Origin of the sequence: Rhodobacter sp. 24-YEA-8 (genome assembly GCF_900105075.1) — a bacterium.
In the GTDB taxonomy this organism is placed as follows: Bacteria; Pseudomonadota; Alphaproteobacteria; order Rhodobacterales; family Rhodobacteraceae; genus Pseudogemmobacter.
Genome location: NZ_FNSK01000001.1, coordinates 2,945,344 through 2,958,030 on the forward strand (window position 1 = coordinate 2,945,344; position 12,687 = coordinate 2,958,030).

The 12,687-nt window shown below is 63.3% G+C and carries 7 protein-coding genes, 1 tRNA gene and 1 pseudogene; 3 read left to right on the plus strand and 6 right to left on the minus strand.

The genetic code is table 11. The features are described 5' to 3' along the window. The first annotated feature begins 259 nt into the window (after positions 1-259). The 3 genes from BLW25_RS14295 (at position 260) to BLW25_RS14305 (ending at position 3,855) form a co-directional block, all read left to right on the plus strand. The gene (locus BLW25_RS14295; protein WP_092900133.1) at positions 260-1,813 is read left to right on the plus strand and encodes a TerC family protein; all 1,554 of its coding nucleotides are present in this window, start codon (positions 260-262) and stop codon (positions 1,811-1,813) included. 121 nt (positions 1,814-1,934) lie between these two features. Continuing rightward, a complete protein-coding gene (locus BLW25_RS14300; protein WP_171909560.1) occupies positions 1,935-3,620 on the plus strand; it encodes a pilus assembly protein TadG-related protein in 1,686 nt (561 codons plus the stop codon). Positions 3,621-3,778: 158 nt separating this feature from the next. Continuing rightward, positions 3,779-3,855, plus strand: a tRNA-Pro gene (locus BLW25_RS14305). Between the two features lie 473 nt (positions 3,856-4,328). On the opposite strand, the pseudogene BLW25_RS14310 reads toward BLW25_RS14305, so the two are convergent. The 6 genes and pseudogenes from BLW25_RS14310 to BLW25_RS14335 all read right to left on the minus strand — a co-directional run. Beyond that, positions 4,329-4,549: pseudogene (locus BLW25_RS14310) on the minus strand (hypothetical protein); the annotation flags it as partial. A gap of 92 nt (positions 4,550-4,641) precedes the next feature. Next, positions 4,642-6,051, minus strand: a complete 1,410-nt coding sequence (locus BLW25_RS14315; protein WP_092900137.1) for a hypothetical protein — start codon at positions 6,049-6,051, stop codon at positions 4,642-4,644. Beyond that, positions 6,048-7,145 carry a family 8 glycosyl hydrolase gene (locus tag BLW25_RS14320; protein ID WP_092900139.1) on the minus strand — a complete coding sequence of 366 codons (1,098 nt, stop codon included), beginning with the start codon at positions 7,143-7,145 and terminating at the stop codon, positions 6,048-6,050. Before BLW25_RS14320 ends, BLW25_RS14315 begins: the two co-directional genes overlap by 4 nt. Next, a complete protein-coding gene (locus BLW25_RS14325; protein ID WP_092900141.1) occupies positions 7,142-9,586 on the minus strand; it encodes a cellulose biosynthesis cyclic di-GMP-binding regulatory protein BcsB in 2,445 nt (814 codons plus the stop codon). Before BLW25_RS14325 ends, BLW25_RS14320 begins: the two co-directional genes overlap by 4 nt. Beyond that, positions 9,583-11,916 (minus strand): UDP-forming cellulose synthase catalytic subunit, encoded by a 2,334-nt coding sequence (gene bcsA, locus BLW25_RS14330; RefSeq protein WP_092900143.1) that lies wholly within the window; start codon positions 11,914-11,916, stop codon positions 9,583-9,585. The genes BLW25_RS14325 and bcsA overlap by 4 nt, the downstream gene beginning before the upstream one ends. Before the next feature lie 45 nt (positions 11,917-11,961). Continuing rightward, positions 11,962-12,645, minus strand: a complete 684-nt coding sequence (locus tag BLW25_RS14335; RefSeq protein WP_143040516.1) for a hypothetical protein — start codon at positions 12,643-12,645, stop codon at positions 11,962-11,964. Positions 12,646-12,687: the final 42 nt, after the last annotated feature.

The window sequence follows — 12,687 nt, forward strand, 5'->3', positions numbered from 1 at the left end:
GGTGCCACCGGCGCAGGCCGTGGCACCTCTTCTGCCGAACCGGCCGCCGCGCCGGGCCCCTCGGATGAGGGCTCAGGCAGTATAGGGCGAAGTCTCGACGCCCAGCCCCCCGCGCCCCGACGAAGGGAAACCTTCGCAAGAAGGCCCCTCTTACTGCTGATCTCCCTGCCCTGCCTTTCTGCGGGCAATCTCATCAATCTTTACCACAACCGCGCCGGGATGATCCCTGCGCGGCTTTCTCACTTCGGAGCCAAGCCTCGTGTTATTTGAATGGATGTCTGACCCGGCCGCCTGGGCCGGCCTCGCGACACTGATCGTTCTTGAGATCGTCCTGGGGATCGACAACCTCGTCTTCATTGCTGTCCTGGCGGATAAACTGCCGCCGCATCAGCGCGACAAGGCCCGTATCATCGGCCTGTCCCTGGCATTGGGCATGCGTTTTGTGCTGCTGGCCTCGATCGCCTGGATCGTGACGCTGCAATCGAACCTGTTCACCATATTCGGACACGGTTTCTCGGGGCGCGATCTCATCCTGATCTTTGGCGGCCTGTTCCTGCTGTTCAAAGGCACGATGGAGCTGCATGAGCGGCTGGAGGGGCATTCCGGCCGAAAAGAGGGTTCTGTCGTCCAGGTCGCCTTCTGGCAGGTCCTTTTGCAGATCGTGGTGCTGGATGCGGTGTTTTCGCTGGATTCGGTGATCACCGCCGTCGGCATGGTTCAGCATCTTTCCATCATGTATATCGCCGTGCTCGTCGCGATGGCGGTCATGCTTCTGATGTCGAAGACGCTGATGAATTTCGTCTCGAAACACCCGACCGTGGTCATCCTCTGCCTTGGCTTCCTGATGATGATCGGTTTCTCGCTGATCGTTGAGGGCTTCGGCTTCCACATCCCGAAAGGCTATCTCTACGCCGCCATCGGGTTCTCGGTTGGCATCGAGGCGCTGAACCAGATCGGCCGCGCCAATCGCGAACGCTATATCACCTCGGGCGACCTGCGTGACCGCACCGCCGAGGCCGTGCTGCGGCTTCTGGGCGGGCGCAAGGGCGAGGATCTGGGCGGCACTGCGGATGTGATCGCCGACCGCGCAGCCGAGCAGGCGCTGTTCGCGCAGGAAGAGAAAGAGATGATCCAGGGCGTTCTGGGTCTCACCGACCGGCCTGCAACCTCGGTGATGACACCGAGGAATGAGATCGACTGGATTGATCTTGATTCCGACGAGGCGAAGATCCGCGAACAGATCCTTGATCAGAAGCATGCCCGTTTCCTGATCGCGCGTGGCAGCCTGGATGAGTTTTCCGGCGTGGCGCTGGCGCGTGATCTGATGCGCGATCTGCTGACGGATGGTCATATCAGTGTCGAGCGTTCGGTGCGCGAGCCGCTGGTGCTGCATGAAAGCGTCTCGGTGCTGCGCCTGATGGAACAGCTGCGCCGCGCCCCGGTGCAGCTTGCGGTGATCGTTGACGAATTCGGCTCGCTCGAAGGGATCGTCACCCCGACCGATGTGCTGGAGGCGATTGCCGGCGACTTCCCCGACGAGGATGAAGAGCCCCTGACCGAGGAACGCGCCGAGGATGGGTCCTGGCTGGTCGATGGCTGGATGGATGTCCGCCGCGCCTCGCAGCTTTTCGAGGCCGATCTTGAGGATGAAACCGAACGCTATTCGACCCTCGCCGGCTATATCCTCTGGCGGCATGGAAATATGCCGGTGGAAGGAGAAAAGCTGGAATTCGACGGGCTGGAATTCGAGATCGTCGCGATGAACGGCCGCGCCATAGACAAGGTCCGCGTCCGCCGGTCTGAAACGGTGTGAGCATGTCTGTAAGAGTTTAACAAAAACAGAGGCTTAATTTTCTTGGTGGAAGGAAGAGCTGCGGTCACAGTGAGGGATAGTGCACCGATGGCCGCAGCTCTTCCGGACAATGCCACCCGAAATGATCCGTTTTCCACATATTGGCGCCCTGTATCGCTGGCTTGCCGATACCACCGGCAGCGTGACGATCTCTTTCGTGGTGATCTTTCCGATCCTGATGCTGATCGGTGGCCTGGCAACAGACGCCGTGCGGCTCAATGCCCAGAAGCGCTATACCCAGTCTCAGGCTGATCTTGCCGCTCAAAGCGCGGCGCGGTTCCTGCCCGATCCGGTGAAGGTGCGCGCCACCGCCCGCAAGGTGGTGGCTGCGAATACGCTCTATGGCGAGATCCAGTTGCAGAATTCGGATATCCTGCTCGGCAGCTACAGCGCGCAAGGCGGGTTTGTGCCACATGCGAACCAGGCCAATCCGACCGGCGCCAGCGCGGTGATGGTAAAGGTGCCCTCGCGTTACCATCCACTGCTTCTTGGCCCGGTCATGCGCGATGAGAATGTGGTGATCAGGCGCTCGGCCGTGGCGGGGCAACAGACTGTGGTGGTCTTCACGCTGCGCAACCGCCTGCTCGGGGTGGACACCCGCAAAGCGATCCTCGATCCCGTGCTCTCGGGCCTTGGGATCGGGCTGAACGTGTCGGTTCTCAGCTATGAAGGGCTGGCGAATACCAGGTTCAAAGTCGAGGATCTTCTGTCACTGGTCTCGCTTGGCCTCGCAACCGAGGTCTTCACCATCAACGATGTGCTGCATCTGCCCCTGAGCGGGCCGCGCCTTTTTACCGGGCTTGTAAAGACCGGAGGTCTGCCGGCGGGCGCCCTGCCTGCGGCGGCGCGTGGCGGCCAGCTGGTTACCCTGGCCGAGGTGATGAACATGTCGCCGAGCCTGCTGAACGCGAGAATCGGGGATGTGCTGCCCGATGTAACGGTGAATGCCTTCGATCTGGTGATGACCTTCCTCGGTCTTGCCGCCGATCCCAAAGAGAGGCTGGATATCGGCACCGGGCTCAATCTCGGGCCGCTGGCCAATGTCGGGCTGAAGATCGGCCTGGTGCGCCCGCCGGTGATCGGCATTGGCCGCATCGGCGACACGCCGCCGCCGCGTGCGTCGGTGTCGCAGGTCGATGTGGCGCTTGGCGCAGATACGATCAATGCAGGGAATACCGCACTCTTGCGGGTCGCTCTGAATGTCGCCGTGGGAACAGCAGATGCCACCGCGCTCAGCCTCAATTGCGGTGCGAGCCAACCCTCGGATCATCTCGCACTCTTCCGGGCCGAGACCGCGCCGGTCGAGCTGGCACTGAGGGTCGGTCTTCTCGATTCCCGTGCCAATGTCGCGCCCGCCGATATGAACCGTGTCAGGCTGGCGCGCGGGGTTAAGGATGTACCAATCCGCCTTGACCAGTTCCGCAAGCCGGTGCCGGTGCGCAACCCGCTGACCCTTTCCCGCCTGGTCGCCGATGTCAGCACTTTCCTCGATTCGGTCCGAAACGATCTGCAGGCCCAGGTGAATGCCAGGGCCTGCGAGGGAGGGCTGTTGTCCCTGCTCTCCTGCCCGCTGTTTACGGTGGTGAATGCGGCGGTCGCCGCGCTGCTATCGGTGCTCAGCGGGCTGATCAGCAGCATTTCCTCGCTCCTCGCCTCGCTGGGGGTGGATGCCATCGTGCAGGCTTTGCTGGATCTGCTGGGGATCAGCGTGGCCCAGGCAGATCTTATCCTCGACGACTACAGCTGCAGCACATCTGTCCTGCAATAAGCGGGGAACGGCCAGCACCAGGCTGCGGGCCGCCCCCCTGCCCTCTTCCGCCACGGGCCCCGAAACCCGCCGGCCGGCCGCCTCGCGTTGATTTCCTGCAAAGACCAGGGAATGCCCCTTGCAAAACCCCTGCTCTGGCGCTATCCCGCCCCAATGGTCGGAGCGTAGCGCAGCCTGGTAGCGCACCTGCTTCGGGAGCAGGGGGTCGGAGGTTCGAATCCTCTCGCTCCGACCAATTTCCCGAATGATAACTGTGCTGCGTCAGGCAGGAGCTCCGTTACACCCCTCATCGCTTCCATTTGTGTCAGTTTCCGGTTCCACTGGCATGAAATCCCGAATCCGAACGCACTTCCGCCCCGCAGCTTGCACTTTCTCACCGTGTCCTTCCAGTCGCAGGCACAGGGTTATGACGCATGATCGCTGTCGGAACTGCAGTACCAGCTATTTCTCTAGGCCTTGATTGGGCAGTAGATGACTTGAGCATCCTCCTTTTTTCGCACACCGCCGCGATTTTGCGCGGCGCTTTGCTGTGCGTATATGAAAGGAGAGCACATGCATCCCAATGATTTTCCCCGTATACAGAGACGCCGGTTCGACATCGAGGCGCTTCAGTTCGAGGCTCTGTCCCTTTTCACACCGATGGTGCGAACTGCGGTTCACCGTCCAGCTCCAGCTAGTGGCCTAAAGGGCGGAAAGGGGCCAATAGCAGACCGATGACGACTTGCCGAACTCTTCGGCAGGTTGCGCCATGGCGCACCGGTTCTTGTGTCGCGCTGCGCCTCGAACCTGTGGCGGCTTGCGCTCCGCCAGAAAATGCCAGCCAAAACGAGACGATGATCCGCAGGCTTCCGCCCATTCGGGTGTCGGACGGCACGAATGAAGCCCTCGAAAAAGGCCCACCCACCGTCGGATATCAGGTTGCGCTCCAAGCCCGTCTCCCAAGCAGAGATGAGCTTGAATCATAGGACGCCTGCCAACAGAATCCCTTTTGTCAAAACGGCCTGATCCCCGGATCGCGCGCCTAGCCGCCGCTGGTCGCTCGCAGGCCGCGGCGGGTTTCGTCGGTCGACAGTTCACTGTTGAGTTTCTGGAATTGCCGCCGCGCCTCGGCGCGATCCCCGAGGTTCAGCCAGGAATAGGCTCGCAGCATAGCAAGGTCGCGGCGCAGACCGCCACCCAGCTGTTCAAGCGCGTCAAAATAGGCGATCGCCTGTTTGTAGCGCTTGTTCTTATAGGCATTCACGCCCCGCTGATCGAGGATCTGGCGCTCAATATCAAGCCGCTGTTTATGGGTAAAATCGGTCGATGCCGCGATGCGTGAGGCTTCCTCGGGCATTTGCATTTTCAGATGGGCCAGCGCCAGGCCATAGCCAGCATCCCGGCGCTGTTCCGCATTAAGCCCGGCCTTCAGCGCCGCTTTGAAGCTCTGCACTGCCTCCATCGGCTGGTTGAGATTATAGGCGCACCAGCCGCGCTGATAGATCACCGAAGTCACGCGTGAGCCGGAGGAAAGCGCAAGGCAGCGCGGCCAGTCCCCTGCCGCCACGGCAGCCTGAAAGCCGCTGCCGCCGGACCCGCCCTGAACAGCGGGCGCTTTGGCAACCGGTCGCGCCGGTACCACTTCGCCAGAGGATGCCGGGGCCGGTGTTGCTTTCGGCGTCTTTCCGGCCGCGGGCGGCTCCACGGGTGCGGTCACCACGCCGGCGGGCGCGGCTATGTCATGGCCACGCCCGGCAAGCAACCGGCTGCGCAATGTCTGCAATTCCGGATCTATCGCGGGCAGGCGCTGGCCCACCTGCGACAGGAGGGCGAGGATCTCGGCCTCGCTTGCAACCGCATCGGCCTTTTCCAGCGTTGCGATCAGATCCGCCGTCACGACGCAGGTTCCCGCCACAGAGCGATAGGTGCCAAACGCATCCGCCGCCCGCCCTGCCGCCGCCTGGGCCTCGGCAATGCGCCAGGCGTTGTTGATCCGGTTACAGCGCAAAAGTCCCGGTACCGACGAAGCCACCGAAATCGCCTGGCTGAGATTTCCCGCCGCCAGCGCAGCGTCAAACCGCATCTGGCCATCAGCAGTCGCCAGCAGATCGGTCATCGCGGCAGGCGGCTCCCATGACGGAAACTCCGCGCGTGTCGCGGCAATCAGCGCGCGGGCCTGGTCGATCTGCCCCGCCGCGATCAGGCGAAACATGTCATCAATCTCGGTCGAGGGGCCGGTCACCGTCAGCCTGCTCAAATCCGCAGGCGGTTTCCAGGCCGGGTATTTCAACTGCAACCGGCGCAGTTCGGCCTCGGTCGAAGCCTGATCCTTTTGCTGCACGTAAAAGCTGAGCGCCAGCAGTTCATCAGGGGCGGGCGCAGAAACCTCCTGGGCCGCAGCCGGGCCGGCTGCCGTCAGCAAAAGGGCGCAAAGCAGAAGGGAACGCATCATATCGGCACACATCTTTGAAAGCTGGAGGCCTGGACGACCAGCGCCATCAGATGCAGCGTGGCCGGATAATAGGGCTGATCGTCGGTAAAGCCGGGCATCACCGACCCGACCGCATTGCTGGTGACGCAATCGGCCAGCGCACCGAGGGCCGCATAGCCGGGATGGGCGCTGCGTTCAAAAACGCCAGTGCCGACGGTGTCGAAAACCGTGGCAACGCCGCCAACATCCCCCGCCACTGCCATCCGCGATGCATAGGCGCGCACCGCCGGGCTTTGCGCCTGATCCGACCAGAGCGCGAAAAGCGGAATCCGCACGGCCTCGTAGCCGGAAACGCCGGAAAAGGGTTGCGGCGCCGGGGCCACGCCCTGAGGCGTCACCATGACCCAATCCGGCACCGGGCCGCGTGCGGCCAGCGCCGCAATCAGCGTGTCTCCATCCGTGGCCAACCGGGCGAGATCGGGCAGTGAGGCAAGGGCCGCGAGGTCGCGCAGCGCCCGCGCCATGTAATAGGAAGGGTTGACAACTATCCCTTCATCGCGCCGGAAACCGTTGGTTCCTGGCAAGAGCATCAGCCTGCCGGATCCGTCCGGACAGGGCGCGATGCAGCGGCGCGCCAGATCACCTGCAATGGCCCCCGCGCGCGCAAGCCGGGCTTTGCTGTCGCTCAGCGGTGCCGCAAGGCTCAGCCCCCAGGCGTAAAAGAGATCGCCGTCGCTTGCATTGTTGCGATCCGTGACATGCGGGGTGGCATCTGGCCGCCAGCGCCAGGCCAGCAGCTCATCCTCGCGGATGGCGAGATTGGTTTCGGTCCAGCGGATGATCTGCGTCACCGCCGCATCATCGCCGAACAGCGCGGCAAGGGTCAGCCCATAGCCCTGGCCTTCGGAGTGGCTGGCATCGCCCTGAAAACCGTCCACCACGCGACCGTCCGGCGCAAGGCAGAGGGCTTTCCACGCCCGCCAGCTTTCCTGCAACGGATGATCCGGTGCAAAGGGGCTGACACTGGCCATGGCGGCATGAGGTACAAATGGCATCGCAAGCGCTGCCCCCATTCCCGCCCCTAAGCCGGCGCCCAGAAAGGATCTGCGGTTCATCGCTCTTCCCGCCCCCGTCGGCTCAACAACACATAAAGCAAGGCCGGAATCGCCGAGAGAAGCGTCAGCCCCAGCATCGCAAGCGTGAACAGAAGCGGCGACCAGGAGGCGTAATTGCCCAGAGCCGTCCGCATCCCGGCTGCATCCGGCACGGTCAGCATGCGCGGCGGGCGGATCGGGGTCCAGACCTGCCAGCTGCCATCCGCCTGGAGCAAAGCGGCCTCTCCCTGGGCCATCGACGCCACACGCAGACGGTTCAGCGCCTCGCCGATCGCCTCGGGGGCCACGCCCGGGCCCAGCATCAGCCAGAGCTCACCACGTTCGTTGAAATCGGGGCGCAGCAACAGGGCCTGGCCCCGGCGCCCCTCCAGCCAGTCCGGCAGGCTCTGCGAAGTGCCGACGAAAGAGCTTTCACGCAACAGCCTGTATTCGTGCGCAAGCAGGGCAGAGGGCGAAAAACTCTGCCAGAGGTCCCGGACAAAGCCCCCGACTGCGGCAGGATCCTCCGGCTGCCCGGGCGCCTCGGGATCCGCATCTTCGACCAGGGTGAAGGCGGAGGTACTGGTCGCGCGACTATTGGGTGCGGGCGTCCCGCCAGGGGCCGGCTCTGCGGCAACCTGCGGCGGATCGTTCAGCGGAAAGAGCACACGCTGCACGGTGCTCAGGCTGAGATCGGTCTTCTCGAAAGGCACCAGGCCGAATTCGCTTAACCCGACGACCTGCAGCCTGACCGTGCCGGACATTTCTGTCGCAGGGGCGAGTTCGGCTGCGATCCGCATCGCATCCTGTGCGAGCTTTTTAGATTCGATGGCACCCTCAGGCGCGATCACCCCCGACGGGTCCAGCCGCAACAAAACGGCGGCAAGCCCCGGGAGCAGCATGGAAGGCGAGGGCGGGATGGTCAGACTGCTGTCGTTCAACACGGCCAGGAGATCCGCGCGGCGGACCGGGCAGGCACCGTCCGGCGGATTGCCGGGCACCATCATTTCAAAGGACAGCGTGTTGCGGCCCGGATGTAGCAGATTGGCGTTGAAGCTTACGGGCAGCACCGGCAGCACCTCGCCGCCATTCTGGTCAAGCGGCAAAAGCCGGATGGTCTCGTCATTGATCTTCACCAGCAGGATCGCACCTTGCGGCAAATTGCGGGCGAACCCGTAATGCAGATCAAGGCGGGCCTTCTGATTGGCCATCAGCAACCAGTCTGCGGGCAGCGAAAACGGAAGATCGCGTCGGAAATAATGTGTATTTCCAATCACATCTCCGATTCCCAGATCGGACAGAAAGGTCTTTTCCCCCGGCCTGATTGCAGGCGCGCTTTCAGGCAGCGCCGGCGGAAAGGCCGCCAGGAAGGGGGTCAGATCGGGCAGGGTACCGTCCTGATATTCCACCTGAAGCACCAGCCCGCGACCTGCCCCGCGCCGCACCAGCGCGTTCGGCCGGTCCGAGCGGATCAGAGCCACAGTGGCGATTTCGCGGGTCTCGAAACCGTAGAACGAGGCCTGGGCGACGCGCCCGCCCGGCCCGAGCGCCCGGCCAAGCTGTTCCGACAGGCTGCGGATCAGCGCGGGATCGGTTGCCTCATCGGCCAGCAAAGCGAGGTCACGCCCGCCGGCGGTCTCGCTTTGCGCGGCCAGCGCGAAGCCCGCCGCATCCGCAGGCAGTGCGCTGTCATCAATCAGGACCCCGCTATTGGTCAGGTCGATCTCGGTCCAGACCCCGAATGTGGCCTCGGGGCCACAGAAAATCCGGTGCGGCTGCTGCAAAGACAGTCTGATGCGGTTGGCGCCATGAATCAGCGCCGCAGTCTCGACCGTAACCCCGGTGAAATCCCCCAGCTGATCAAGTCTGATCCCAACCGGATCTGCATCATTCACCACGATCTGCATCATGGCCTGATCAGGAAGGACATTGACGCTGGAATGCAGGGTAAACTGCAGTGTTTCGGGCAGCACAGTCCCCGCAGGCAGGTCGAGGCGCAGTTCCACCCCGGCGGTTTCGCCGGTCAGGCGGATGATGCCGGGCGCCACGAGGCTCGCCCCCACCTGCACCCCATCGGGCAGGAGGGTCGCAGGCCGGGGCCGGATCAGCCAGCCTGTGCTGGCGGTGGCGCTGCCCGCGCTGCGGTCACGGTCAACCGGTGTCTGGGCAATTACGGCTTCTTCGCCGGGCGCGTCCTCCGGAACCTCTGCCTCTGCTTCGGTTTGCGCCGGTGCAGGCAGGCGGATGATCCCGTCATCCGGCGCATTCGTCTGATCGACGGGCAAGGTTTCGGCCGGAGTTTCGGCGGTGGCTTCGGCGGGGCTTTCCGCAAGAGTGGAAGGCAATGCGATCTGCGGGGTTTCGGCCCTGACCGGGCCAACCGCCGCAAAAAGGGCAAGGGCCAGCGAGGCCAGGATCAGCCTGCCCCCGCCGAAGGCTCCTGTGATCAGCGGTGCGGTCATTGCGCTTTCTCCACACCGATAAAGGCCTCGGGGGCGAGCTTTGTCTGATCCAGCCGATATTCCTCGGCATCGAAATCGGCGCCGAAGGTGACCAGATGCGCGGGTTTCGGGCTTTGCTTGGCGAAAAGGGCGGCGCGGCGACGGCGGCCTGGCTCGCGCAGGAAATCGCCCAGCGTTTTCGGCAAAGAACTGATCGAGAGCCAGATCACATAGCCCAGTCCCATCAGCAGGCCTTTGCCCCGGCGGCTGTTCTGACGGATCGCCAGCCAGTTTTCCGACGAGCCGAACAGGAGCTGCGCCACCGCCTCGCGCACGATCATCGGCTGATCGGGCAGGAATTGCACCCCGACGGCAATGCCGTTTCCGGCCTCGTTGAAAACAGCGCGGACCACAGCACGAACCTCGCGCTCGAGATGCGGCGCATGGGGGAAGCGCGGGCGGAACACGACCTCATCGCCCTTGACCACCATACGGCTGCCAGCGCCCTGCGGCAGCCCGGTCAACCGCATCTTCAACCCGCTGGTCGAGACGTCAAACACCTCGGTCGGCAGGGCTTTCTCGCCCGACCCCTCCCAGCGGACCGTGCCCTCTTCGCGAATCTCAACGCGCGGCGAGCTGCGGCGCTGCTGTTTCTCGGATACCGCCCGCAACGAGAGGCCGACCAGCAGGAAGTTGATCACCGCCCAGACGCCGACCACGGAAAGCACCGAATGATCCCCCGGGAAGGCGATCCAGCGCACGACGAGCGCGACAAGCCCCGCCAGCATCAGGAAGAACAATCCCACAAGCGGCCCAGCGATAGGCGAGATGTAATCCTCGACCAGGGTCTCATCCTTGGCGGTCACGTTGAATTTCGCGCCGCGCGGCCTGAGGATGGTACTGATGATCGCCTTGGCCAGATAGGGGGCCTGGGCGACCTCATAGACCTCGGAAATCAGCGGCCATCGGTAGCGCGAGAAGATGGCGTTCTGCACCAGAAGGCTCACCGCCATATAGCTCAGCGTATAGGCCATGGCCTCGCGGAAGGTGGTGACGAAGATCTCGACGCCGAAAAACAGATAGGCAAGCGGCGCCAGAAGATAGGTCATGCGCACCAGCGGGAACAGCCAGAAGGCCATCGAATTCAGGTAGCACAGCCGCTGGAACGGCCGCAGCCCCGGGCGGAAGATCGGGTTTTTCAGCATGAACATCTGCATCATGCCCGAGGCCCAGCGACCGCGCTGCTGGATGAAAGACGCGAAGGTCTCGGGCTGCAGCCCGGCAATCATCGCGCGGTCGAGATAAAGGCTGCGCCAGCCTTTGGAATGGATCTCCAGCGCGGTTTCGGCATCCTCAGTGATGGTCTCACCGGCAAAGCCACCCACCGAATCCAGCGCCTTGCGGCGCAGAACGGCGGCAGAGCCGCAAAAGAAAGCCCCGCCCCAGCGATCAAGCCCGGGATGGATGCGGCCATAGAACATCTCATTCTCGGGCGGGCATTTCAGATCAAGATTGCGCTCGATCGGGTCTTTATTGATGAAAAAATGCGGGGTCTGAACAAGGAAAAGCTTTGGATCCTCGACGAAATAGCCGACCGTGCGGGCCAGAAAATCGCGCGACGGCACGTGGTCGGCGTCAAACACCACCACCAGATCGCCATTCAGCTTTGCCAGCGCCGCGCTCATATTGCCGGCTTTCGCATGTTCGTTCTTCGCGCGGGTCGAATAGACCACGCCGAGTTCCTCGCAAAGCGCCTGCAATTCGGCGCGCCGCGCCTTTGACTTTGCGGCCAGCTCGGGATCGGGCGAATTGCAGCGCTGATCGGTGCCGCCATCATCGCACAGCACCACCGTGCGCAGCCGCGCCGGGTAGATCATGTTGCGCGCCGCCGACAGGGTCACCGCCAGCATCTCGGTCGGCTCATTGTAAGAAGGCACGAGGATATCGACGCTGGGCAGGTTCTCGGGCTCGACGCGCGGTGGCAAGGCGCGCTCGACCGGATCGGCGGTGATAAAGGCGTTCAGGAAGAAGACGAGGATGGAATAGGTTTCAACCACCAGCAGCGCGATGGCCAGCACGAAGGAGACCGTCAGCCCCGGATCGGGCAGCGTCGAGGTCAGCCGCCAGATCCAGTAGCGCAGCACCAGGACGCTGGCGACGCTCATCATCGCGACGCGGCAGATGATATTCCCGGCAAAGGGCTTGAGCAAAATGACCAGCAGCAACGCGGCCAGACCCAGCATGGCCTGGGCCGCATTCGAAACCGGGATCGAGGCCAGCACCAGAACCGGTGTCATCGCGATCAGCCAGAGCAGCAACAGGACGCCATTGCGGATACGATCAGAGCTCATATGCGCCCTCGGCCTTGTGCTGGGGGGATCACCTTGCGCATCGTCTCATTTCCATTCCAGATCTGCGCCTGGCGCCGCGAGCGGGGAAAGCATCCTTGTGCTCCCGCCACCGGTATTGCCCGCCACCGCGCCATAACCAATGCTCGCATCAAGCACCGGCACCAGCGCCTCGGCGGCCGTCCCGGCGATGCAGTTGCGCAGCATCACATCCATCACCCGCGCGCCCTGCGGCAGACCACGCTCGGCCTGGGTCAGCCGCCTGAGCGCGAGAACGCAGGTCACATTGGGGCCCATCGCCTCTTCGGTCCAGAAATAGAGCCCGAGACTGTCCTCGCCAGTCATCAGAGCACCCGGTTTTACCGAAGTGAACGGCGCAGGCGCGCCGCCGATCCGGGTCACGAATTCCTCAAACCTGAAGCGTGCCGCCGCCAGATGGCCCAACCGCGTGCGCAGAATCAGAAGGTTATCGCCGGGCACCGCCACGTTGTTTGGCAGCCCGATCCGCTGCTCAGACCCGCCGAGCAGGCCGCGCTGCATCACAAAGGTCATCCCCTGCGGGTTGGCCCATGCCTTCGCGGCCGGAACCGGATGAAACAGCTCACGGTCCTCGATCTGCTTTTGTGTCAGACCGAAGGTATCGATTTCATATCCGCAGCCCGTCAACAGGGCGCAGAGGAATGCTCCGGCGATCATTCTGCCGATGCGGGGATAGTCTGCTCTATTCGTCATGCTTCCGGGCCGGATCAGGACATTATTATCGTTTTCGGGATC